The 23,197-nt window shown below is 57.1% G+C and carries 19 protein-coding genes; 5 read left to right on the forward strand and 14 right to left on the reverse strand.

Annotation, left to right across the window (positions count from 1 at the left end; all coding sequences use genetic code 11):
* Positions 1-188 precede the first annotated feature (188 nt).
* Positions 189-1,682, reverse strand: coding sequence for a BCCT family transporter (locus tag AC2FFP_RS03960; protein ID WP_496880737.1), 1,494 nt, complete (start codon positions 1,680-1,682; stop codon positions 189-191).
* A gap of 389 nt (positions 1,683-2,071) precedes the next feature.
* Here AC2FFP_RS03960 and AC2FFP_RS03965 point away from each other — a divergent pair, with 389 nt between their 5' ends.
* The 3 genes from AC2FFP_RS03965 (at position 2,072) to AC2FFP_RS03975 (ending at position 6,180) form a co-directional block, all read left to right on the forward strand.
* The gene (locus AC2FFP_RS03965) at positions 2,072-3,040 is read left to right on the forward strand and encodes a TAXI family TRAP transporter solute-binding subunit (protein WP_496880738.1); all 969 of its coding nucleotides are present in this window, start codon (positions 2,072-2,074) and stop codon (positions 3,038-3,040) included.
* A 102-nt stretch (positions 3,041-3,142) separates the two neighbouring features.
* A complete protein-coding gene (locus AC2FFP_RS03970; protein WP_496880739.1) occupies positions 3,143-5,752 on the forward strand; it encodes a TRAP transporter permease in 2,610 nt (869 codons plus the stop codon).
* The gene (locus tag AC2FFP_RS03975; protein ID WP_058271716.1) at positions 5,749-6,180 is read left to right on the forward strand and encodes a universal stress protein; all 432 of its coding nucleotides are present in this window, start codon (positions 5,749-5,751) and stop codon (positions 6,178-6,180) included. Before AC2FFP_RS03970 ends, AC2FFP_RS03975 begins: the two co-directional genes overlap by 4 nt.
* Before the next feature lie 14 nt (positions 6,181-6,194).
* Here AC2FFP_RS03975 and AC2FFP_RS03980 read toward each other — a convergent pair whose 3' ends face one another.
* Genes AC2FFP_RS03980 through AC2FFP_RS03990 form a run of 3 tightly spaced genes read right to left on the reverse strand, consistent with a single transcriptional unit; the run spans position 6,195 to position 10,283 of the window.
* The gene (locus AC2FFP_RS03980; RefSeq protein ID WP_496880740.1) at positions 6,195-7,235 is read right to left on the reverse strand and encodes a lipocalin-like domain-containing protein; all 1,041 of its coding nucleotides are present in this window, start codon (positions 7,233-7,235) and stop codon (positions 6,195-6,197) included.
* Positions 7,225-9,639: an FtsX-like permease family protein gene (locus AC2FFP_RS03985; RefSeq protein ID WP_496764759.1), complete on the reverse strand. Its 2,415-nt coding sequence runs from the start codon at positions 9,637-9,639 to the stop codon at positions 7,225-7,227. Before AC2FFP_RS03985 ends, AC2FFP_RS03980 begins: the two co-directional genes overlap by 11 nt.
* A complete protein-coding gene (locus AC2FFP_RS03990) occupies positions 9,636-10,283 on the reverse strand; it encodes an ABC transporter ATP-binding protein (protein ID WP_496764761.1) in 648 nt (215 codons plus the stop codon). The genes AC2FFP_RS03985 and AC2FFP_RS03990 overlap by 4 nt, the downstream gene beginning before the upstream one ends.
* Positions 10,284-10,453: 170 nt before the next feature.
* On the opposite strand from AC2FFP_RS03990, the gene AC2FFP_RS03995 reads away from it, so the two are divergent.
* A complete protein-coding gene (locus AC2FFP_RS03995) occupies positions 10,454-10,888 on the forward strand; it encodes an ion channel (RefSeq protein ID WP_109311846.1) in 435 nt (144 codons plus the stop codon).
* On the opposite strand, the gene cls is transcribed toward AC2FFP_RS03995, so the two are convergent.
* From cls to AC2FFP_RS04010, 3 genes are all read right to left on the reverse strand, one after another.
* The gene (gene cls / locus AC2FFP_RS04000; protein ID WP_496880741.1) at positions 10,885-12,297 is read right to left on the reverse strand and encodes a cardiolipin synthase; all 1,413 of its coding nucleotides are present in this window, start codon (positions 12,295-12,297) and stop codon (positions 10,885-10,887) included. The genes AC2FFP_RS03995 and cls overlap by 4 nt on opposite strands.
* A gap of 24 nt (positions 12,298-12,321) precedes the next feature.
* Positions 12,322-13,296, reverse strand: coding sequence for an HAD family hydrolase (locus AC2FFP_RS04005; protein WP_496764765.1), 975 nt, complete (start codon positions 13,294-13,296; stop codon positions 12,322-12,324).
* Between the two features lie 73 nt (positions 13,297-13,369).
* Positions 13,370-14,980: an arylsulfatase gene (locus tag AC2FFP_RS04010; protein WP_496780021.1), complete on the reverse strand. Its 1,611-nt coding sequence runs from the start codon at positions 14,978-14,980 to the stop codon at positions 13,370-13,372.
* 221 nt (positions 14,981-15,201) lie between these two features.
* Here AC2FFP_RS04010 and AC2FFP_RS04015 point away from each other — a divergent pair, with 221 nt between their 5' ends.
* On the forward strand, positions 15,202-15,855 hold the full coding sequence (locus tag AC2FFP_RS04015) for a Crp/Fnr family transcriptional regulator (RefSeq protein ID WP_496880742.1): 654 nt from the start codon (positions 15,202-15,204) through the stop codon (positions 15,853-15,855).
* Between the two features lie 2 nt (positions 15,856-15,857).
* Here AC2FFP_RS04015 and AC2FFP_RS04020 read toward each other — a convergent pair whose 3' ends face one another.
* From AC2FFP_RS04020 to AC2FFP_RS04050, 7 genes are all read right to left on the reverse strand, one after another.
* Complete coding sequence (locus AC2FFP_RS04020; protein WP_496880743.1) at positions 15,858-17,081, reverse strand: hypothetical protein; 1,224 nt, start codon at positions 17,079-17,081, stop codon at positions 15,858-15,860.
* Entirely contained in the window at positions 17,078-18,583 is a 1,506-nt protein-coding gene (locus AC2FFP_RS04025) for a VWA domain-containing protein (protein WP_496880744.1), read from the reverse strand. Before AC2FFP_RS04025 ends, AC2FFP_RS04020 begins: the two co-directional genes overlap by 4 nt.
* A complete protein-coding gene (locus AC2FFP_RS04030) occupies positions 18,580-19,335 on the reverse strand; it encodes a VWA domain-containing protein (protein WP_496843796.1) in 756 nt (251 codons plus the stop codon). Before AC2FFP_RS04030 ends, AC2FFP_RS04025 begins: the two co-directional genes overlap by 4 nt.
* Positions 19,336-19,562: 227 nt before the next feature.
* Complete coding sequence (locus AC2FFP_RS04035) at positions 19,563-20,036, reverse strand: DUF4381 domain-containing protein (RefSeq protein WP_496764781.1); 474 nt, start codon at positions 20,034-20,036, stop codon at positions 19,563-19,565.
* Positions 20,033-20,980, reverse strand: a complete 948-nt coding sequence (locus AC2FFP_RS04040; RefSeq protein ID WP_496880745.1) for a DUF58 domain-containing protein — start codon at positions 20,978-20,980, stop codon at positions 20,033-20,035. The genes AC2FFP_RS04035 and AC2FFP_RS04040 overlap by 4 nt, the downstream gene beginning before the upstream one ends.
* A gap of 17 nt (positions 20,981-20,997) precedes the next feature.
* Complete coding sequence (locus AC2FFP_RS04045; protein WP_496727110.1) at positions 20,998-21,975, reverse strand: AAA family ATPase; 978 nt, start codon at positions 21,973-21,975, stop codon at positions 20,998-21,000.
* 107 nt (positions 21,976-22,082) lie between these two features.
* Positions 22,083-23,195 (reverse strand): acetoin utilization protein AcuC, encoded by a 1,113-nt coding sequence (locus AC2FFP_RS04050; RefSeq protein ID WP_496880746.1) that lies wholly within the window; start codon positions 23,193-23,195, stop codon positions 22,083-22,085.
* Positions 23,196-23,197 lie beyond the last annotated feature (2 nt).

A 23,197-nucleotide genomic window follows, 5' to 3' on the forward strand; every position in this document is an offset into this window, starting at 1 on the left:
ATTGCGCGTGCAGTTTCATCGGGCAAGTTTCCCGGCAAACTCAGGAAAAAGCGAACAGACTTGGGATGTTCAGGGCGAATCTGTTCCCAGTTTCTGCGCTCACTTACTGCGTCGCAGGATCAGCCACGCCAGGAACCCGATATAGGCGAAAACGCTTAGGTTCAGTGCGGTGTCGATCAGTTGGCCACTCATGATCGGTCCTCCTGCGCCAGACGTTTGAACAGGCAGACAACAAGAACGGGCACGATAAACACGAAAGCGATGGCTGACAGCGCTATGATGGACCGAACCAGAGAGATATCGCCCACCAAAATCATCGCCATCCCTAACGCGCCAAGGATAATGCCCCAGATTGTACGAATTCGGGGGGAGGGGTTGTCGTCGCCTCCGGTCCCTATCATCGCAAGGGTGAACCCGGCGCTTACGACGCTGGTAACCACGAACAGGAACGCGGCCAGGATTGTTGCTATTCTTGTGATGCCATCTAGCGGGAAGCGCTCAAGCAATGCAAATGTGGTTGCGTCAAGGTTCTCTGCATTGACGGCTGATAAGGCTCCGTCCTGACGCAAAGCATCGAAAAAACCCAAGCCGCCAAAAACGCCGAACCACAGGATAGAGAAAAGTGTGGGAGTGACGACGACTCCGATCAGAAACTCTCGGATCGTGCGTCCGCGGGAAATCCGGGCGATGAAAATGCCCACGAAGGGTGACCAAGCCAGCCACCAGATCATATAGTTCAGCGTCCAGCCGTGGAACCAGTCGACCAACAGGTCGTCGAAGAACTCAGCCGTAGAGAACCCTGCTGACAGGACACCGAACAGATAGCGTCCGAATCCCGAAACGATGCCATCCATCAGATAAGATGTGGGACCCAGCACTAGAAGATAGACCATCATCCCGACGGCGATCAGCATTGCTGCGTTGGACAGCAGGGCCATTCCGTCTCCCAGATCGCGACGCAACGGTATGATGAATGCAATACAAAGCGCGGCAAAAACGGGCAGCGTCAGCACGCCTGGGGTTTCTATACCCAACAGGCCTGCCAGTCCGGTCTGGATCTGAAATACCCCCATTGCCATAGAGCCCGCCAAACCGACGGCAATTGCGACGATCGAGAGCAGATCGAAAACCCACCCCAGCGCTTTTGTCCATCCTGCTTCGCCAAGTGCGTCGGTGACTGGGGCACTCAGCAACAAAGTGCGATTTCGGCGATAGGCAAAATAGGCGATGACCAATCCGACGATTCCGTAAATCGCCCAGGCGTGGAACCCCCAGTTCAAGTAGGTCACGAACATCGCATAACTGGCCGCTTCTGCGTCGCTATTATATTGACGCAGCACTTCGTAGTGGGTCAGCGGCTCGGCTGCGCCATAGAACAGTAGACCGACACCCATTCCTGCGGCGAATAACATCGCGATCCATGCGGTCGTTGAAAACTCTGGTTCGGCTGTGTCAGCGCCAAGGCGGATATCTCCAAATCGTGACAGGGCCAGAAAGAGGACCACAAACAAAAGCCCGCTGACCTCAAGCATGATGAACCAGCCGCGGCTGTTGAATTGCGTCTCAACCGCCGATGCAGCAATGCGACCCAGGCCTTGCGGGTCAGCAATGCCCCAGATTGCGATGGCCGCACTAAGGGCTAGGGCGATCACAAGCATCGGACTGGGTGATTTGCCGTCCACTGTCCAGAACCCTTTCGCGTAAATTCATGAAACATCGGGTCGTTTGGCCAAGCCTAGGTTGCGGAATCCAAACTTTCAAAGTGTTTTTGGATATTTAGCTGGCGCGGTTTCTCATGATCCGGCCCAGTGATGCCGATCTGTGCGAAACCGCCCCGTTAAAGGGGGAAACTTTCGGAAATCTCCTCACATCTGCGGATCGGGGCCTTCATACCCCGCGCAGGGGTTGACAAGCGGAGTGTCTGAATGAAACGTCAAAGGCGTTGGGAGACTTTTAAATTTCAGATGCTTGACCCGTTGCAAGACGGGTTCGCTTGCCGTACCGGCAAGGTCCCTGGATGGGGGCCGCTGAACTGTCTCTCATCCACAATAAGAGTTGGGAGTTCTCAAAAATGAAAAATAGCAGCAAGCTTAGCCTGGGCGCGGTCGTTACCGCTGCTCTTATGGCTCCGGCCGCTCATGCAGAAGAGTTTATCACCATTGGTACCGGCGGCGTTACCGGCGTTTACTATCCGACCGGTGGTGCGATCTGCCGTCTGGTGAACAAAGGCCGTAAAGAGCACGGCGTTCGTTGCTCGGTCGAGTCGACAGGTGGTTCGGTCTACAACATCAACACCATTCGCGAAGGCGAGCTGGAGTTTGGTGTCGCCCAGTCGGACTGGCAGTACCACGCGTATAACGGCAGCTCGAAATTCGAAGAGGCTGGCCCCTTTGAAAACCTGCGCGCCGTCTTCTCGGTTCACCCCGAGCCGTTCACCGTTGTTGCACGTGCCGATTCCGGCATCACCAACTTCGAAGACCTGAAGGGCAAGCGCGTCAACATCGGTAACCCCGGTTCCGGTCAGCGCGGCACGATGGAAGTCCTGTTGGGCGAAATGGGTTGGACCACCGACGATTTCGAACTGGCGACCGAGCTGAAAGCGGCTGAACAGTCTGCCGCTCTGTGTGACAACCAGATCGACGCGATGGTTTACACCGTTGGTCACCCGTCGGGTTCGATCCAGGAAGCGACCACAGCCTGTGACTCGGTTCTGGTGAACGTCAGCGGCGACGCCGTCAGCAAGCTGGTAGACGACAACTCGTTCTACCGTACTGCGACAATCCCTGGTGGCATGTACCGTGGTTCGGATGGCGACACCTCGACCTTTGGTGTGGGCGCGACGTTCGTGACCTCGGCAGACGTGTCGGATGACGCGGTTTATGCGGTTGTCAGCTCGGTCTTCGAGAACTTCGACGACTTCAAAAAGCTGCACCCTGCATTTGCCAACCTCAAGCCCGAAGAGATGATTGCAGATGGCCTTTCGGCTCCGCTGCATCCGGGTGCCGAGAAATACTACAAAGAAAAAGGCTGGGTTCAGTAAGCCAGACCTAAAGTAGGGTGCCCAACGGGCGCCCTGCAACCAAAACCCGAACAAATCGGGTGGTTCAGAAGGCCAAAAATGGCCGCGACGGGGAGACATTTCATGAGTTCCGACACACAATCCAATCGTCCGCTATCCGAAGAAGAGCTACAGGATCTTGTGGCCTCATCCGATGCGGGTGGACGTAATCCGGTCGGTAATGTCGGGATATTCCTGGCCGTTGTGGCCGCGATCTGGTCGATCTTTCAGGTCGTCCTGGCCTCGCCACTTGCGAACTATGTGCTGCCCGGCAGCGCTGTGAACAACGCGCGGCAGTTTCACCTGGCCTTTGCGTTGTTTCTGGCCTTTGCAGCCTATCCGGCGCTGAAATCAAGCCCGCGCAACTATATCCCGGTTCAGGATTGGATCATGGGGCTGCTGGGCGCGTTTGTCGCGCTGTATGGCTATTTCTTTTACAACAAGATCGTCGATGCAGGCGGTCTTGCGGATGACACCGACAAATGGGTCGCCCTTGTTGGTCTGCTGTTGTTGTTCGAGGCCGCGCGTCGCGCGCTTGGCCCCGCGATGGCGATCATTGCGACGATTTTTCTGGTTTATGTCTTCTTCGGTTCATCCGACTGGGTGCCCGAAGTTATCCGCTGGAAAGGCGCAAGCCTGAAAAAGGCGATGAGCCACATGTGGATCACCTCTGAGGGCGTGTTCGGTATTGCCTTAGGTGTCTCCACCAAATTCGTCTTCCTGTTCGTGCTGTTTGGGGCCTTGCTGGATAAGGCTGGGGCAGGGAACTACTTTATCAAGATGGCATTCGGCGCCCTTGGCCACCTGCGTGGTGGTCCGGCCAAAGCAGCTGTTGTCGGTTCGGCCGCGACCGGCCTGATCTCGGGTTCGTCCATCGCCAACGTTGTGACCACCGGTACATTCACCATCCCGCTGATGAAGCGCGTCGGGTTCAGCAGTGAACAGGCCGGATCGGTCGAGGTTGCCTCCTCCGTGAACGGACAGATCATGCCGCCCGTGATGGGGGCTGCGGCCTTCCTGATGGTCGAATATGTCGGCATCTCATATGTCGAGGTGATCACCCACGCCTTCCTGCCTGCCGCGATTTCCTACATCGCGCTGGTCTACATCGTGCACCTTGAGGCCGTGAAGCGGAATATGCCTACGCTGGGCGACCGCGACGTAAAGCTGGCGCGCACGGTTGTCGGTATGTTGTCCTTCTTCCTGGTCTTTGCCGGGCTGTGCTACGGTTCTCAGTTCCCGGTCGAAGCGGTGACAAACTGGGTGCCGTCATCCGCTGGGCTGGTCCTCAGCCTGATTGTCTGTGCTATCTACGTGGCACTGCTGTATCTGGCCGCTCAGGTGCCGGATCTTGAGCCGGACGATCCAAACGCCAAAGAAGTGACCCTGCCGGTCATTGCCGATATCTACAAGGCTGGGCTGCACTACCTGTTGCCGATCATCGTGCTAGTCTACTTCCTGATGATCGAGCAGAAGTCACCAGGTCTGTCGGCTTTCTGGGCCACGACGCTGCTGTTCGTGATCCTGCTGACGCAGAGGCCGCTCAAGGCGATATTCCGCGGGCAAAGCAACGTCTACAACACGTTCATTGATGGCGTCGCTGACCTTTGGCAGGGCATGATCGACGGCGCGCGGAACATGATTGGTATCGCGCTGGCAACGGCAACAGCCGGCGTCATAGTGGGCACCGTGACCCTGACGGGTGTCGGACAAGTGATGGCCGACCTGGTTGAGTTCCTGTCTGGCGGCAACCTGATCCTGATGCTGATTATGGTCGGCCTGCTGAGCCTGATCCTGGGCATGGGCCTGCCGACCACCGCAAACTACATCGTGGTCAGTTCGCTGATGGCGGGTGTGGTTGTTGAGCTGGGTGCGCAAAGCGGTCTTATCGTTCCCTTGATCGCGGTGCACCTGTTCGTCTTTTACTTTGGGATCATGGCAGACGTGACCCCGCCGGTTGGATTGGCAAGCTTTGCGGCCGCCGCAGTATCCGGTGGTGACGCAATCAAGACAGGGTTTATCGCGTTCTTTTACAGCCTGCGCACCGTGGCCTTGCCGTTCGTGTTCATCTTCAACACGGACCTGTTGCTGATTGATGTGACGTGGGTCGAGGGGATAACGGTGGCGATATTTGCGACAATCGCCATTCTCGTCTTCACGGCCGGGACAATGGGGTACTTCCTGACCCGCAGTCGGATCTATGAAAGCATCGCACTGATCCTTGTGGCGTTCGCGCTGTTCAGGCCCGACTTCTTCATGAACCGCATCGCGCCACCGTTTACCTCGGTCGAGCCTGCTGCTTTTGTGGAAACCATCGGCGAAACCCCTCCGGGTACCGAGGTGCGTATGGTCATCAGCGGGCCGGACTTTGACACGCTTGAGATGACGGACACGACCGTGGTTGTTCCCGTTGGCAGCGAAGAGGGCGGCCAAGCGCGTGTCGACGCGATGGGCCTGCTGCTGCTTGAGGAAGACGGGCTGGTCAAACTGGAAGAGCCGCTGTTCGGGACACCCGTCGCGGACGACCTGGATATCTTCGATTACTACGGGGATGAGGCAGTGCGCCTGACTTCGGTCAGCTTGCCAGCCAGCCAGCCACCGAAACAGTTGATCTACATTCCGGCAATGCTCTTGCTGGGACTGATCGCTTTCCTTCAGCGCGGCCGCGCCGCAAGACAAGAGGTGACCGCATGACAAACGCTGTTCTCTGTGCCGTCGATATCAGCAACGGCGATCTTGATACGCATGTCCTAAAGAAAGCTGCGAAGCTGGCCGATCAGGAAGGTGCTCAACTGGATGTGGTGACGGTCCTGCCGGATTTCGGGGAAAGCTGGGTGTCTGGCTTTTTCGAAAGTGATTTTCACGACAAGGCTCTGGAAGAGGCACATACCAAACTGGCCGAGATGTGTGTGTCCACACTGGGGGCGGATCGGAATGAAAAGATCCGCCACGTGGTCGCGACGGGTACTGCCTATCAGGAAATCCTGAAAACTGCGGACAGTGCTGGTAGCGATCTGATCGTGATCGGCGCGCACAAACCCGACTTGAAAGACTATCTGCTGGGCCCGAATGCTGCACGGGTCGTGCGGCATTCAGACGTCTCTGTCTACGTGGTGCGCTAAGAAAGCTGGGCGGATCAGTACCCTGTCATCTCAAGATATCCCCGTCCGGAATGGCTGCCGCTGATCTGGACGGGACCTTCCCAGTATTTAAACCGGGTGGCCATCCACGCGTCGGGTGTCAGCGCTGATACCTCGACGTCCAGATCCCGGTCAGGCAATGTGACACGCCATCGGACAGGTATGTCGCGGCCAGCAACGGGCGCGGTTGTCAGCGGCTCGAACGCAACAGAGCTGTCGGGAATTGCGGTTGTCGTACCATCGGCGGTGATCCACGTGGCCGCGGTGAAATCGCTGCGTTCGCCCCGCAGGCGAAAGGCCATCATCTTGTCGCCATCGTCAAAGCTGAGCGAGAACCAGTCCCAGCCGCTTTGATCTGCGGCCAAAGGTTGTGATGACCATTCGCGGTCCAGCCACCCTTGTCCGGTGACCGCCACGTCGCCATCTGGCAGCCGCAAAACGCCTTGTACCTCGTAAAACGGCTGGGAATAGTAATAGCTGGCTTGCCCGTCGCCGGATTTCACCGAATATCCGTTCTCGCCGTGAAACACGAACGGCCCGTTGGCTTCGAGCTTTAGGTCATAGCCGAAATCCGCGCCGTTCGCAGAAAGGCTGACCACGTTTGGGTCTGACCCGCGCATGTGCCATTCGTCGATCCACGCCTCGAATGGCGCTGCCGTAACCCCTGCCTGACCGATACCGCCGCGCGACAGTCGCTCCGCGAAATAGTGTTTGTCGGGCGTGGTCACCGCAGCATGGCCCATCCATATCTGCGGACTTTGCCACCCCTCGACCTCATGCGGTTTCAGGGCCGACCGAAACAGCGTCCACTGGATGCCATAATCACGCCCGTCTACACCTTTCAGGTTTGCTGTCAGATACCACCACTCGATCCGGTAGTCCGGGTGGGGGCCATGATCCTGCGGGAATTGAAACGCATACTCCGGCTGGGGCACAGTGAACCCTTCAGCCGAGCCGCCCAGGCCTGCGTATCCCTGTGCGCGGGCAATGCCCGGCACGGCCAGCAGCAAGACGATCAGCCAGATCCTAACGTTCATTGGCAAACACCTTCAGTAGATCCGCAGGCGGCAGGCGCAGCAAACGGGCGGCAGGCAGGGCCGCGGCAACGGTTGCCGCAAGCAGGGTCAGACCCAACAGATAGACCCAGTCGACAGGGAACAGGTACATCGGCAGCCTCCAGCCAAACGCTTCGACGTTGATGACCGTCAGCAAGGTCCACGCCAAAGCCAACCCCAGCGGCAGAGCCAGCAAGGCGGTCAAGGCGGCCAGCAGCACGCTGCGCAAAAGCTCAAGCCGGGCCAGTTCTGCACGGGTCAGGCCAAGTGCCCAGATGGGCGCAATCTGGGGCAGGCGCTGGGTCCACAATGTCAGCAGACTGGTCAGAATGGCGAACCCTGCAACCCCCAGCGTCAGGATGTTCAAGGCAGAGGTCACAACGAATGTCTTTTCGAACACCTGCATGGATTGCGCCTTCATTGCGGCTTGCTGGACGACTGCTCGGCGGGGCAGGTCAAACTGCTCGCGCAAGGCCTGGGCCAGCTCTGTGGTCCTGTCAGGCGCGACACGAATGCCAAACCGGCGCGCCTCAGCGCCGGGCGCGATCTGATCAAGTTGGGCCATAGAAACGATGGCCTGACCGGTTGGGTTGCCATAGTCCGAATAGACACCTGCGATGGTCATCGTGTCGGCAGGTGTGATGGCCAAAGAGTCGCCAGGCCAAAGGTTTTCCCGGCGGGCAAGTTGTTCGTTGATCAGCACAGCGGTTCCGTCGTGGACCCGGTCCCAAACACGTTCCGAGGTGCTGATAAGCGGCCATTTCTCACGATAAGTCTGATCGTCGATGATACCATAGAGAAACAAGGGTCCCGACGAATGCGCCAGTTCAACGCTTCGGATCGGCAGGATGGCATCTACCTGCGGGTTCAGCCATTCCGCGATGTTCCGACCGTGCTGATCGGTGGTGGCCGTGACGTAGAGCTCGGATGTCAGGCGCTGATCCAGCCAGCCAGTAAAGGTCAGCCGAAAGCTGGAAACCATTGTGCCCACACCGATATTCGCGGCAAGCGCCAGCAACAAGGCCATCAGCGCCAAAGATAGGCCCGGCAATTGAGCGCGCATGTCCGACCAGACCCATTGGGCGATCGGCCCTTTCGCTGAACGCTGAAACAGGATCAGGACGCGCGACAAGGCATAGGGCAATACCAACGCGGACCCGACCAGCATCCCGGCGACCATGACGAAACCGGCCACCAACCCTCCGAACAACAACAGGGTCAGAATGCCACCGACAATAGCGGCGACACCGGCAAGGGCGACGACCCAGCTGCCCGAAGCCGCGCTGCGCCAGGCCTGTAAGCCTGCGCCGCTTAGAATCGGCATTCGCGACAGGCGATACAAGGCGTGTCCGCTGGCCAGAAAAGTGCCACCCAAGGCCATCGCCAACCCGGACAGTGCCCATTGTGGTTGCAATGATATCTGGCCGCTGACAGGTGCGCCGTAAAGTCCACGCAAACTTGCAGCCACATCCGGCAACAGCGCGCCTGCGAGGAAAAAGCCAAGCACCAAACCGAGTACTCCGCCGACAATCGCCAGCACGGAAAGCTCAGCCATGATCAGCCAAACCAGCCGCCGCATCGAAACGCCCAAAGCGCGCACGGTCCGGATCATGCCGCGCCGTTGGGCAAAGGCCAGGCCCACGGTTCCGTGCACGATGAACAGTCCCACCGCAAAGGACAGCAGGCCAAAGGCGGACAGGTTCAGGTGAAAACTGTCGGTCAGTTGTGCGGTATCCAGTTGTTCCTGTGCCGGGACCCGCTCCAGTTCGGGGGCAATAGTCGACAGCGGTGGAATTGAACCGGGCTGATCCGGTAAAATGATCAGGTGCGAAATCTCTCCCGGCTTCTTCAGTAACGACTCGGCCACACCAATGTCGGTCAGGATCAGATCGGGCGGTAAGGCATCGCTGATCAGGATCGGAGGCAAACCGGTCTGGCCGGCCAATAGCGGCTCCAAAACCGGAGCCGTCAGCAATCGCCCCGGCGCAGTCAACATATCGGCAGGGTTGGGTGGCGTGCCGCTTTGTTCCATCTGTGTGACAGCGGGCAGGGCGGGATAGGCCACCATATCAACGCCAAGGACCCGTAAGGTCTGACCCTGAACGCGAAATGGGCCTTCCAGTACCGCTGCAACCTGCCAGCCCGCGCGCCTCAGCTCGACGTAACGCGACAGGGGGATCGGGCCGGAGGGGTTGTGCAATTCGTCAAACCGACCTAGCGCCAGTTGATCTGCGGCCCGGTCATAGCTGGCACGAGCCTCGGCATTGATGGCCTGCACCGCAGACCAAAGACCGGTTGCAAGGGCCAGGCCGATCAGCAGGGTCGCCAGTTGCAGCCGGTGTGCCCGCCAATGAGATGCCAGCGCCTGAATGACGGTCAGCGTCATGCGATAAGCCCGCCAGACAGATGCACACGCCGATCCAAACGGGCCGCAATCTCGTGCGAATGGGTGACCAAAAGCAGCGCGGCCCCGGTATCTGCGACAAGAGCCAACATCAGTTCAAGAACGGTGGCGCTGGCGGTTTCGTCCAGGTTTCCCGTAGGTTCATCCGCCAGCAGCAATTTGGGCCGTGCGGCCATGGCACGACCGATGGCAACGCGCTGTTGTTGCCCGCCCGACAGGTTCTCGGGATATCGATCAAGCAGATCGGAAAGGCCCAGCCGCTGGGCCAGATGGGCGCACCAATCGGGGTCGTGGCATCCGGCCAACCGGGCATGAAACGACAGGTTTTGACCTGCTGTCAAAGATGGGATCAAGTTAAATTGCTGAAACACCAACGACAAGGACGTACGGCGCAGGGCGGCACGGCCCGGATCATCCAGTTGCGACAGGGCTACCCCGTCCAGTGTGATTTCCCCGCTGTCCACAGTGTCCAATGCAGCAGCAAGGTTCAGCAAGGTGCTTTTACCGCTGCCGCTTTCGCCGGTCAGGGCTAGCGTTTGGCCGCGATCCAGCGACAACGACACGTCGCGCAGGACCGGCCGACCACCGGGATAGGATTTCTGAACCTTGTCGAATACTACAAGCATGTTCGCCCTCATTTTCACAAGGATTTGCAACAGTTTCGCCAACTGTCCAGCGCTGACACGTCATAGGTTCCTTTCGCCGCACTATGAACATGGGTGATCGGGTTGTCTCAGCCGAAAGTGCAGGTCATTGTGAGGCGATCCGTCGTCGGTACAATTCAGGATGCGAAAACATGACCTTGTCACAGCAGATCCTTTGGGGCAGCACGTTTCTCGGGCTTTGCTTTCTGGTCGAAATCTTTCTTCTGACAATGTGCACGCTAGCCATCAACAGGCTGATCGAGCGTTGGGAAGCCAGAGGTGCAATTTTGGCAACGGCCGGACCAATTGCAACCGCGCTGGCCTTTATCGTCGCGACCCACACCATTCAGGTCTGGATTTGGGCCATCGTCTGGGTGTTCGGCGATGTACTGCCCGACTGGAACACGGCGCTGTATTTCTCGCTGGTGTCGTTCACAACGCTTGGCTACGGCGACATCGTCTTGGGCGAAGACCTGCGGATTTTCGGTACATTTGCTGCAGTTACAGGCCTGTTGGCCTTTGGGTTGTCCACGGCCTATATGGTCGCCCTTATGACCCGGGTGTTCCAGGAAAGGTTCATGGCCTAAAGGATGGGCGAGAATAGTCGCGCCAGCGGAGCGCCGAGACGTATATGCACGGGTTGCTGTTCCAGATAGCGCGTCAGCTCATAGCTTTTGGCAAAATCGTCTTGCAGCATCGCATCGACTGCGGCGGTTGTCTGGGGATCAAAGAACAGGGCCATTGCCTCGAAATTTAACCGAAATGATCGATTGTCCAGATTGGTCGTGCCCACTGCGGCCAGTGAGTCATCCACAACGAAGACTTTTTGATGCATGAACCCGTGCGTGTAACGCAGGACTTGTGCACCACAGGCGCGAACTTCATCAAAATAGGCAAAAGCCGCCAGCCACGGCAGGCGGTGATCAATGGCGTCGGGCACAAGAATACGAACATCGACACCACGCAAAGCTGCGTGTTTCAGGGCGGTCATGATATCGATGTCGGGTACGAAATACGGCGATGCGATCCAGATCCGGTTCCGTGCCTCAGTGATGGCGGCGAAGAACATCATCGACCCGGTTTCGGTTTCATCGCCCGGGCCTGTTGCGACCAGCAATGCGTTGATATCCTGATCCGCCTCGGACCCGGCCCAATCCAACTGGTCGATCAGATCTTCTTCATGCGCCCAATGCCAGTCTTCGATGAAGATCAACTGCAATTGCCGGACTATGTGGCCGGTCAACCTGACATGGGTGTCGCGCCAATGTCCGAAATGCGGGTCTTCGCCCAGATACTCGACCCCGATGTTGTGACCGCCGATAAATCCCGTTTCGCCGTCGATAACCACGGTTTTGCGGTGGTTGCGGTAGTTCAATTGGAAACGGAATTTTGGTCCGCGTTGTTCTTTTGGATCCGAAACCGCGATACCGGCCTCGCGCATCTCTTCGATGTAGTCATTGGAAAGGGCGTAACTGCCTACGGCATCCATCATGAACCGGACGCTGACTCCGCGTTTGGCTGCTTTGATCAACTTGTCTTTCAGCTTCTGACCCAGCGCATCGGCCCGAACGATATAGAACTGGATCAGGACGTAAGTCTTGGCCGCATCAATCGCCTCAAAAATCGCATCGAAGGTGGCCTGGCCATCGACCAACAGCTCTGCCCCGTTGCCGCGCGACACGGGCATATGCGCCAGCGCCTCGAACGGTTTGGGGTTGATAAGCAATTTGTCGGCATCGGGTTTTGAGTAGTCGGCGAAAGTCTTGATCCCCTGAACCACGCGCTGACTTTCCTTGCGCGCGATACGGTAACCCCGAAATCTATGATGTCCCAAAAACAGGTAAAGCGGCACGCCAAACATCGGGGCCGAGATCAGGAAGACCACCCAACCGACCGCGCCCTGAGGTGTCCGCGCGGTTTGGGCCGCGCGGACAGAAAAGAAAACTGCTGTTGTATAAAGCGCAAAGACGAAGGCGGAAACAAGCAGTGTCCACATAGGGTTATCGGGCTCCGTGGTGGTTCAGTTCGCCCCAGTGTAGATGCGCGACCAGTCTTGCGCCATATCTACAATCACCCAACCCATGTCTGGCCCTTTGTCCAATCCATCGACCAGTTTGCCGATTGAGCTTTCCCGGTCATAGGCCCACTCTCGTTCTGCATCGGTATGGTGAATCAAAACACCCAACCGTGGCCCATCGCCTGCCGTGGTCCATTCCAACATGGCAAAATCGCCATCCGAATTTCCCCCGGCCAGAATCGGGCGTCTGCCGATCGTCCTCTCGATGTTGATCGGTTTGCCTTCTTTGTCGTCCACAAAAGCGATGCCATCGGCTTTGGTGATAACCGGTTCGCCTTCCGCGCTGTCATAAGTGGTGTCCATGTATGTACCCAGAATCTGTTCGGGCGGAATGCCATAAGCGTCTTCGGCGAAGACGCGCATAAAGTGTACTCCACCGCCGGAGACGATGTAGGTCTTGAACCCTTTGTCTCGCAGATACCGCAGCAACTCGACCATCGGCTGATAGGTCATCTGGTCAAAGGGCAGGTCGGTTTCCGGGTGGCGGGCGGTTTCCAGCCAGTCGGCTACGGAAGCTTGGAAATCATTCACTGAGACACCTGAGTGCGAGGCATTCAACACCTCGATCAAAGCATCATGACCACCTTCCGCGACCGTCTTCAGATCGCCTGTCGCTGCGGCCTGCAAAACGGGCGTAGTCAGGATCGAGGGGTCATCCTCAGCCATCTGAGCTAGCCGGTCCATCGCAAAGATTAGTTGAAAATACACAGGCTGTTCGGCCCAAAGCGTGCCGTCATTGTCGAAAACGGCGATCCTTTCAGCCGGCGTCACGTATTCCGGGCGCTGTGGGTCGGTCACGGCGGCGACAAACTCGATGATCCTGTCTTTGCTTTCGGTCTCGGTCCAACTGGGCAGAGGGTCCGCAAGCAGGGACAGAGGGACACAGGACAGCAGGGCGCTTAGAACAAAATGTCGCATGAATTTCTCGTTCAATTTCAAGATGAAAAGGGCCGCCTTTTAAGGGGCGGCCCGATTGGATTTTAGATACGACTTAGTTGTTTGTCGGTGTCGTCAGCTTGTCCATGACCTGATCCAGGTTGAAGCTTGCCGCTTTCTGGCGCGGCGGGAATTCCTGGAAGGTTGCCAGGAAGTTGCCCACGTATTCCTGTGCCGGAACCAGGAAATATGCCCGATCCAACAACCAGTCATAATATGTGTTGGAGGTGCGATAGGCGCGCTCATAAGGGTCACGACGCAGGTTCACGATCAGAGGAATACGCAGCTCGGTCCAGGGCTCGATCCATGCACGCAGGGTCGCCCATGCTTTCTGCTCAAGGAAGATCAGCTTCCAGTCGTCATAGCGCAGAGCCGTCAGGTCACCATCATCCGAGAAATAGAAAATCTCGGCGCGTGGGCTTTCGGTTGTTTCGCCGGTCAGCATGGGCAGGATGTTATATCCATCCAGATGCACCTTGTAGTCACGGCCCATGCCGGACGAGCTATAGCCAGTTTTCAGCTTTTCCTTGATGTCCGGGTCGCCAGCAACCGCCAGGTATGTCGGCAGCCAGTCCATGTGGTGCACGATCTCATTGGTGATCGAGCCCGCTTCGATCTGACCAGGCCAGCGAACCATTGACGGAACGCGCCAACCGCCTTCCCAGTTGGTGTTCTTTTCACCCCAGAACGGCGTCGCAGCAGCATCCGGCCATGTGTTCATGTGCGGACCATTGTCGGTCGAATAGTGCACGATGGTGTTGTCCGCGATGCCAAGCTCGTCCAGCAGGTCCAGCAATTGCCCGACATGCATGTCATGTTCGATCATGCCAGCGGTGTATTCGTCAGCAACGCCACCAAAGATCTCGTTGGCCTGTTGGCGCATTTCATCTTTGACGTGGGTACGGAAGTGCATACGCGTGCCGTTCCACCAGACATAGAAAGGCTGACCTTGCTCGTGTGCCCGCTTGATGAAGTCAATCGCGGCTGCGACGGTTTCATCGTCAACGGTCTCCATGCGCTTCTTGGTCAGCGGGCCGGTGTCTTCGATGGTTCCGTCCGCTTTGGATTTGATCACGCCCCGCGGGCCATAGGCTTCACGGAAGGTGCGACCATCGGCCAGAACCGCATCGCCCGGATAGTCTTCATTCTCTGGTTCTTCTTCGGCGTTCAGGTGGTAGAGATTTCCGAAAAACTCATCAAAACCGTGGTTTGTCGGTAAATGCTCATCTTTGTCGCCAAGGTGGTTCTTACCAAACTGACCGGTCACATAGCCGTGGTCCTTCAGCAATCCCGGAATGGTCGGGTCTTCGACCTGCATTCCCAGATCAGCACCCGGCAGGCCAACTTTCGACAGGCCCGTACGGAAAACAGACTGGCCCATAATGTAAGATGAACGACCGGCGGTGCAGGATTGTTCACCATAATAGTCGGTAAAGATCATGCCTTCTTTCGCGACACGGTCGATGTTCGGCGTCTGGTATCCCATCAGGCCCATCGTATAGGCCGAGATATTGGATTGTCCGATGTCGTCGCCCCAGATCACAAGAATATTGGGCTTTTGATCCTGTGCCCAGGCGGGCAGGGCCAGCGCAACCGCGACGGTAGCTACGGCGAATTTGCGCAATGTGCCGCGCCAACTATCTGCAATCAATAGGGGTGGTGACATGGTCTACTCCTGAATTGGCCGGATCTTAATGATCCGTTGATCTAAAAGTAATTGATGGCGGCGATTATCTTTTCCGCCAACAACGTATTGATTCCCGGTAGGAAAAATTCACATTACGTCGAGAATCGAATAGCCTTACCTTAGGCTATGACAATGCTCGGAAACCTATCATATGATGAGATTGATGAATACTAATGTTTGAAAACCCACGTGACCGACAGATGCTGCTTGCCTCAGGGTGGTTCGGGGCGCGAGGCGCAAGGTTTCAATCGGATTTACTTGCATGCGGGGTCGCAAAATCTTTCGATGAGGGTGAGGCGCTGTATAACTACGGAGATCCCGCCAACGGGGTCTTTGCGGTTCTAGAGGGTTCCGTTCAAATCACTGCACCTGCGGATGATGGACAGGACTTCGTTGTCCACAGACAGGGTGGCGGGTTCTGGATCGGTGATCTTGCGTTGTTCGCCGAATCCAACCGACTGGTAAGTGTTGTTGCGACACAGAAAACGCGGGCATTGTTTTTTCCGTCTCGGCGGCTGGACCGACTTGTTCGTGACAACCCCGAATATGTTCGTGATTTCTATGCTTTATCGCATGAGAACATGCAAACTGCGCTGCGCATCATGGCAAATTTGGCAGTGACCGGGGCGGAAAAACGGTTGGTTCTGCGCCTTTTGCACTTGGATGAAGGGGCCTCAAAATCCGATGGGTGGATCGTCGTGTCACAGGATGAACTGGCCGAAATGGTGGCAGTGTCGTTGCCTACGCTACACCGTAAATTGCACAACTTGGTAGAGCTGGGATTGATCGAACTTGGGTATGGCCGCGTACGGCTTAAGGATAGGCGCAAGTTGATCGCCGCCTGCCAGTGCTGACCCTACGGGTTAAGCGGCGGTAGCGGGTTCCGAGCGCGGTGTTCCGCTCGTTTCATAACCTTGAGTTCGGACAATGCCGCAGCCCAAGCCTCAGGTATTGAGCCGGTGCGGGATGAGTATCTTGCGGCCCCAATCCTAGCCAGTTGCTCTTCCAGGCCAATTGCTTTTTCGGGGGTATCGCTGCGCAGTTTCCACAACTCCAAGGCGGAATAAGACATTGAGATATCATGCGCTTGCAAGGCTTTCCTCAATGCATCTAGCGCAAAGTCCGAAGATTTCTGATATCTGTCCCGCCGCGCTTTTTTCCATTTTTTGACACGCGGACCAAGGAACCGTACCAAGCCCCAAATAACCAGCGTCAACGTGGCCGCCAAGGCGAGCAGCCTGAAAATCGTATCTGCATCCGGCGGTTGCCACTCCGGTGGCGCAAGCGTTAGTTCAACTGCACCGATATCAATGTTCTCAACCTGATTGGTGTCCAGATTGTACCACCGGATCGTGATAGGCTGCAGTTGGGTCTGGCCACCTTGTTGCGCAAGATAGACGATCTCATCAACGCGCTGGCCAGACAGAACACCCCGGTCTTCACTTTCGGTAATACGTGGCTCTTTCGGATAGGCGCTCAGAAGCGGGTCCTGCATGTCGGGGATCAATTCAGGCACCAGAAGGGGCGTCGTGCCGGCAATTTTGGCAGTCAGGCGTCGAGTGATGGCACCCCCGTTTTCCATTTCGGTTGATCCGTCGATCTGCTGGTCGACCGTGAACCCCGTGGCCAGGATCAGCGGGTCCAGATCGCGAGCGCCCTCTGGTACAACGGCGTTCAAGGCCATTTCGGGCAAGGGAACACTGACCGTCGTTGGAGCATTCGTTTCGGGATCGGCAAAGGTCACCACAACCTCTTGCTTGCCGAATTCAATCGGCCCAGCCTGAAGCGGATACAGACGGTAGCTGCGTTGAACACCGGACCAGGTCTCGCCATCCACAGTTTCGCTGATTGGGCCGGAAGCACGCTCAGGCAGGCGAACAAGCATGTTTTCTTGTTCGAGCGACGGAAAAACCGGCGGGGACGGCATGAAAGTGGGGACAAGTACTTTTATCCGTACGATGGCCGGTTGCCCGACAGTAACCGGATCGGTCGGTGCCTCGGCTGTGACCTGCGGTTGAACACCTGTCTGCGCGCCCAGTTGTAGCGGGAAAAACAGCATGAGGAATATGAGGTATCTCATTGCTGCTGCTCCTGATTTTCCAACAGGAAGCGATTTCGCAGAAAGTCCTGCATATCTGTGTCGATCGTGCTGATCCACTGATCGGCAGACATAGCCTGCGCACCTTCGGTCGGGGCCTGAATGGTCGTGTCCTCGCCGCGCCCGGCTTCATTGTCAAAGACTGTGTCATCGGCCCCGATGCCCGCTTCTTCGCCTGTGTCCGACTGCTCCCGGGTTGTTTCAACGAAGTCGAGGATAGCTTTGGAAACTTCCAGGTTGTGCTGCGCTTCGGACCAGTCTGGTCGACGCTCCAAAGCTGTTTCAAACGCTGCTATGGCCGGCCTGTACTCGCGGTTTCGAATGCGCGCCATTCCCTCGGAAAAGGCAGCCTCGGGTGTGTCCAGTTCGGCAAAGACTGCCGCGGCTTCGGGGTACTGACCTGCTTTCAGCTGTGCATACCCCCTGTGGTATGGGTCTCCAAACAGCTCTGCCGCCTGAACGTAGCGTTTCTGGTTCATCGCAATCTGTCCCTGTTGATCCGGGGTCAGGAACCAATCTCGCCAACCATCGGCTTTTGCGGGTCCTGATGGAGCCGCAAAAATCACTGCCAGCAACAACAAACGGATCACCCAACCGCGCCGGAACCAAAGCAACGACAAAAACGCGGCGGGCCAGGCCAACATCCACCCTCTCTCCTGCCAGTCCAATCGATCATCGTCGTCCAGCGCCGCAGTGTAAGCGGATTGAATTTGACGCTCTAAGCGATTGATATCACGTTCATCGTTAGAGAATGGAACAACCGTCGCGGTCCTCAGATCACTTAACTGAGCGATGTTTTGACCGTTCGGCAGCATTGTCTGAAAAAACACGGGCACGGTTGTGTTCTCAAAAGCAGAGAGTTGAGACGGGTCCAGATCGTCCAGAACAAACAGGACTGCGCCGGGTGTATCACTGTCGTTCAGGATCGTTTCGGCAAGGGTCAGTGCGTCTGCGGCTGCATCCCCTTGTTTTGGCATGACTGCTGGCGCGAGGCCCTCCAAAAGCGGGCGCAGGATGTTGGCGTCTTCGGTCAGGGGAGCAACGCTGTGTGGGGTTCCGGCGTAGGCAATCAACGCCGTCTGTGCTCCGACACGTGCATTGATAAGATCAGTCACTTTGAACTTGGCCCGATCCAGCCGGGATGGTGGCAGGTCCGGGTCCTTCATACTGTCCGTGACCTTCAGTGCTATTACCAGCGGTGCCGTGTCCGCGACCAAAGGGTTCGGGGCCCGTGACCATGTCGGTCCGGCCGCGGCTAAGGTGACAAAGATTGCTGCGATCATCGCGACGTCTAGCGGGTACACACGCTTCTTGTTTTCTGCCCCCAGGGTCAGGGCGGCGGCAAGGTGCGGCGCGATGCCGGTTATGGATTGGGAGTGCGAATTGGGTTTGGGCCGCATCACCCACCAGAGTATCGCAATAGGGATGAGGAACAGCAGCCAAGAGGCTCGCAAGAAATGGAAATCCGCCAACGCGTCGCTCATGCTGCACCTCGGCGCCGCTGGATTACAAGTTGACCGGTCATAGTGACGAGCATTGTCAGCAATGCCAACGCAAGCGGGTAATGTGCAAGGCTTTCACGTGGTCTATAGCTTTGTGTTTCCACGACGCGGGGATTGAGTTCGTCAATGCGTGCGTATGTGTCAGCCAATGCCTCTTCGTCGTCTGCAAAAAAGTATTCGCCGCCCGTACGGTCTGCAATGTCCTTCAAGGCATCCAGATCCACCCGGTCCTCGCCCGAGGCGTCTGGATCACCAACGCCGATCGTGTAGATGACGACGCCTTTCTCGGCCGCGATTGCTGCGGCATTTACCGGCGTCATGCGGCTGGACGTATCCGCCCCGTCGCTTAAAACGATCATCAGGCGCTGGTCGACCTCGCTGGAGTCAAAGGTGCGTATGCCCAGACCAATTGCATCCCCCAACGCGGTATTGGGACCGGCCATGCCAACTTGAGTTTGATCCAGGAACCCATTCAAACTGTTCAGATCTTCGGTGAAAGGGGCTTGAACAAAGGCCCGAGTACCAAAGATGATCAAAGCCATCCGGTCGCCTTGGCGTTCGGCAATAAATTGACGCAGCACATCCTTAACCGCGGCCAGTCGTTGCTTTGGAGCGCCGTCCGTTGTTGTGAAGTCCCGCTGGTCCATTGATCCTGAAATGTCCAAGGCAAGCACCACGTCGCGCGCCGACTTTTCGATAACCAATGGTTCACCAAGTTTTTCGGGGCGGGCCATGGCTGCTACCAAGAGAAGCCAGATTAATGCGATTGTGGCGGACTGAAACCGTGCTCGGCGGGGAATGACGGATCCTGACTTGGGTTCAACTCCAGCGGCCTGTACGACATGGCGAAAGAATGGGATGCGGATCGAGCTGCTTTTTTCGCGATACGGTGGGGCAAGCCGATACACTAAAAATGGCAACGGGAGCAGGAGAAAAACCCAAGGCGCGGCAAAGGAGAACATCACGCTGTCCTTTCCCGCTTATGGGACTTGATCCAATTTCGCGCGAGGATTTCCAGATCAGGATCGGCTTTTACATCTCTGTATGGTGCTTCCAAAAGTTGGCGGCCAGCGCCATCAGTAAAGGTAACATTATCAGAGGTTTGGTTTAGGAAGTTTGTCCATTCTTCTCCATGCAATGCAGCGACTTTCCGACGTGGATATGCAGCCAGAGCCGTGCGGCGGAGTATCTCGGCTATCTTTGCGGCGTCATTGTCTGACGCGGCCAATTCGATCAACGCTTCACGTCGGTATGCATTAAACTGTCGGTGGCGAAGAAAGGCATAAACGCTAAGGATGATAAGCCCAGCAAGGATTAAGGCCAAAACACTCCACCCCCAGGTTTGGGGCACCATGGAAATAGGCTCGGGCACCGGGGCAGGTTCCAGCATGTCCAGCAGGTCAACCAGTGATTTGCCTTCGACATCGACGCTCATCTTCGGCCTCCGGGATGACCAAATAGCTTGAGCAACTGGTCGAGCGTCGGCTCCGCCGTGGTCAGAGGCACGACCGGAAACCCATAGCGGCGCGACCACGTCTGCAGTTGAGCAAGTCGATCTTCCAGCGCTGTTCTTATTCGGTTCGACAAGTCGGGGTCCGAGCTGTCGAGTTCAATCTGACGGTCGCCATCGGACACCGTAAGCTGAAGGTTCGGGGCAAGTTCACGCGAACTGGGGTCAGAAATATTGAACAATATTAGGTCATTCGAGGCAGAAAGTCTGCTAAGTAGTTTCTCTGACACCTCGTTCAGCCCATCGAAATCGGAAAAGACACACACCAAAGTATTGGTATGCGCGATCCGCGCGACCTGTTTCAGTACATCATTCAACGCCACGGTTGGTTCATCCCGCAGCGTTGCACGTAGGTTTGAATTCAGTGCGCCCACCGATGACAGGAACCGCGTCAGTGCAGCGGGTCGGCGTTGGGGTCGGTGCTCGGCCACATCAGTATCGCCAAAGACGATCCCACCGACCCGGTCGCCTTGCCCCAGCACCCGGTGTGCAGCGATCGCTGCGGCTTCGGCTGCGATGACCGATTTCATGTTGACTTGCGTGCCGAAAAACATCGAAACGCGCTGGTCCACAAGCAAAAGGGCGGGGCGGTCGCGTTCCTCGGTATAGACCCTAACATGGGGCTCTCCGGTGCGCGCGGTCACTTTCCAGTCGATGGTACGGATGTCATCCCCGGGCAAGTAGTTTCGCAGTTCTTCAAAGTTCAGGCCGCGCCCCCGCAAGCGTGAGGCATGCCGGCCGTTTAGGATCGAACGGGCAGGTTGGCGAGGCAACAGGCTGATCGCGCGGGACTTTGGACCCAGCTTTAACAGGTGGTCCGCATCAACGTATATGCGTGGGTCGTCGGGATATGCGGCGGTCTGGGACACGCGGCGTTCCTTTGGTTTCAGGGCAGCGCAACAAGCTGCAGGATTTCCGAAATCACATCATCCGCCGATTTGGCGCTTCCTTGTGCCTCGAAGCTCAGGGTGATGCGGTGGCGGAATACATCATGTGCGATGGCGCGAATATCGGCGGGGTCGACATAGTCGCGTTGGTTCATCCAGGCATGCGCGCGACCGCATTTGTCCAATGCCAGCGAGGCGCGTGGGCTTGCTCCTATGTCGATCCAGCTGGCCAGCTCGTCACTGAGCGCGCCGGGCGTTCGCGTGGCCTGCACCAGATCGGCCATGTAGCGGTCCATTGCGTCGGATACGTGGATCTGGCCGATTTCGGCCCGTGCAGCAAAAACAGCGTCCCGAGGGATTGCTGGTGGTGTATCTTTGGATGCGCCCTTGCCCGCAGAAATCTCTTCCCCGCGAACCAAGCGGATCACCTCAACCTCATCCTCGACCGGAGGGTAAGTGATCTGAACGTGCATCAGGAACCGGTCCATCTGCGCTTCGGGCAAGGGATAGGTGCCTTCCTGTTCAATCGGGTTCTGGGTCGCCATCACAATAAACAGCGGTTCCATTTTATGCGTGGTTCCCGAGACGGTTACCTGCCGTTCCTCCATCGCTTCAAGCAACGCAGCCTGAACCTTGGCGGGCGCGCGGTTGATTTCGTCCGCGAGAACGATATTGGCGAAGATGGGGCCTGGCTCGAAACGGAATGTGCCACCGTCATCGGTCTGCTGAAACACCTCGGTCCCCGTAACGTCGGATGGCAGCAGATCCGGAGTGAACTGAATCCGGCTGAAACGTGCGTCTAGGTTACGTGCCATTGCCTTGACCGCGCGGGTCTTGGCCAGACCGGGAAGCCCCTCAATCAGCAAGTTTCCGTTGGCCAACATCCCGATCAGCAATCGGTCGATCACGTCAGTCTGCCCGATGATCGATTGTCCCATGCGGGCTTTAAGATCATTTATCTGATTAAGTGCATTCATTTGGCGGGTCCAATCGGCGTCAGTTATTGAAACTGAATTTTTACTTTGTGCGGTAATTAGAAAATGTCCTGTAACAGCGGAATGTTAGCAGCCTTTGTGTCGCCGATCTACTGTGAAATCCGCGCCGTCAGCCGGTGCAAGTCCTCATTTAGTTCTGGCCGGATAGGACCGTTGTTTGGTGTGTCACGCAGGGTTTGAAGCCAATGGATCGGAGGGTTTCGACCGGCTGCCCGGCTCCAGTTCAGGGCTTTAAGGATGGCCTGTGCGTCCACGCCCAGCGCATTGGGGATATCAAAGTCATTCAATGTGGCCCAAACACCGGTCCACAAGCGGCCAACCGACCATGGGTTATACCCGCCGCCGCCCAGAACCAGAACCCGGGGCGCAATGCCCTTCAGCGCGACAACGGCCTTCCAGTGAGAGTTGTTTGACAGCGCCAGTCGAGACAACGGATCCTCGGCAACCGCATCGGCACCACATTGAATGACAAGGGCCTGCGGTTTGAAGGCCGCGGTGGCAGGTAGGATAAGCTGGTCGAGAATGGCGTCAAATTCATCATCGTTGAGGTTTCTGGACACCGGAAGGTTGAACGCCGCGCCATCCGCGTCATCATCAAGCCTGCCGGTGAACGGCCAACGGCGGGCTTCATGAATGGAGATCATCCGAACCGTGTCTGAACCCTGAAAGGCGGCCTCGACCCCGTCGCAGTGATGGGCGTCGATATCGACGTAGACAATCCGGTCCAGGCCCATTCGCAACAGTGTCAGGATCGCCAGCACCGGGTCGTTCAGATAGCAAAAGCCATTGGCACGGTCGGGCAAGCCGTGGTGTGTTCCGCCGGCAGGATTGAACACGATGCCGCCGTCGCGGATCAGTTCAGCGCCCAGCATCGATCCTCCGGCCGCTGTAGCCGGTCGTCGGTACATCTCGGGGAAAACCGGGTTGGACAGAGTGCCCAGCGCATAGGTCGTGCGTACGTCATCCGAGACGCATTGAGCTCTTTCCGCGGCCTGCAGCGCCTCTATGTAGTCCGGCGTGTGAAAGCGGTGCAGCGCGTCGGGTTTTGCGCGTGGGCTGACCCTGTAATTTTTCGAATTGATCCAGCCCAGCGCGCGGCACAGGTCCATGACGGTGGAGACGCGCGGGATAGCCAGCGGGTGTTTTGAACCATAGGTCGAATGGCGATAGATTTCGGACCCTATGAAAATCGGGGTATGCACAG

It is taken from the genome of Ruegeria sp. YTSC004, assembly GCF_059609805.1.

What these genes read in the sequence shown, in the direction of transcription:
- AC2FFP_RS04020 (WP_496880743.1), bottom strand. Translation starts at nt 17,081, where the DNA reads ATGAGATACCTCATATTCCTCATGCTGTTTTTCCCGCTACAACTGGGC.
- AC2FFP_RS03975 (WP_058271716.1), top strand. Translation starts at nt 5,749, where the DNA reads ATGACAAACGCTGTTCTCTGTGCCGTCGATATCAGCAACGGCGATCTT.
- AC2FFP_RS04010 (WP_496780021.1), bottom strand. Translation starts at nt 14,980, where the DNA reads ATGTCACCACCCCTATTGATTGCAGATAGTTGGCGCGGCACATTGCGC.
- AC2FFP_RS03995 (WP_109311846.1), top strand. Translation starts at nt 10,454, where the DNA reads ATGACCTTGTCACAGCAGATCCTTTGGGGCAGCACGTTTCTCGGGCTT.
- AC2FFP_RS04045 (WP_496727110.1), bottom strand. Translation starts at nt 21,975, where the DNA reads ATGAATGCACTTAATCAGATAAATGATCTTAAAGCCCGCATGGGACAA.
- AC2FFP_RS03985 (WP_496764759.1), bottom strand. Translation starts at nt 9,639, where the DNA reads ATGACGCTGACCGTCATTCAGGCGCTGGCATCTCATTGGCGGGCACAC.
- AC2FFP_RS04035 (WP_496764781.1), bottom strand. Translation starts at nt 20,036, where the DNA reads ATGAGCGTCGATGTCGAAGGCAAATCACTGGTTGACCTGCTGGACATG.
- AC2FFP_RS04015 (WP_496880742.1), top strand. Translation starts at nt 15,202, where the DNA reads ATGCTGCTTGCCTCAGGGTGGTTCGGGGCGCGAGGCGCAAGGTTTCAA.
- AC2FFP_RS04005 (WP_496764765.1), bottom strand. Translation starts at nt 13,296, where the DNA reads ATGCGACATTTTGTTCTAAGCGCCCTGCTGTCCTGTGTCCCTCTGTCC.
- AC2FFP_RS04030 (WP_496843796.1), bottom strand. Translation starts at nt 19,335, where the DNA reads ATGGCCCGCCCCGAAAAACTTGGTGAACCATTGGTTATCGAAAAGTCG.
- AC2FFP_RS03965 (WP_496880738.1), top strand. Translation starts at nt 2,072, where the DNA reads ATGAAAAATAGCAGCAAGCTTAGCCTGGGCGCGGTCGTTACCGCTGCT.
- AC2FFP_RS03970 (WP_496880739.1), top strand. Translation starts at nt 3,143, where the DNA reads ATGAGTTCCGACACACAATCCAATCGTCCGCTATCCGAAGAAGAGCTA.
- cls (WP_496880741.1), bottom strand. Translation starts at nt 12,297, where the DNA reads ATGTGGACACTGCTTGTTTCCGCCTTCGTCTTTGCGCTTTATACAACA.
- AC2FFP_RS03980 (WP_496880740.1), bottom strand. Translation starts at nt 7,235, where the DNA reads ATGAACGTTAGGATCTGGCTGATCGTCTTGCTGCTGGCCGTGCCGGGC.
- AC2FFP_RS04025 (WP_496880744.1), bottom strand. Translation starts at nt 18,583, where the DNA reads ATGAGCGACGCGTTGGCGGATTTCCATTTCTTGCGAGCCTCTTGGCTG.
- AC2FFP_RS03990 (WP_496764761.1), bottom strand. Translation starts at nt 10,283, where the DNA reads ATGCTTGTAGTATTCGACAAGGTTCAGAAATCCTATCCCGGTGGTCGG.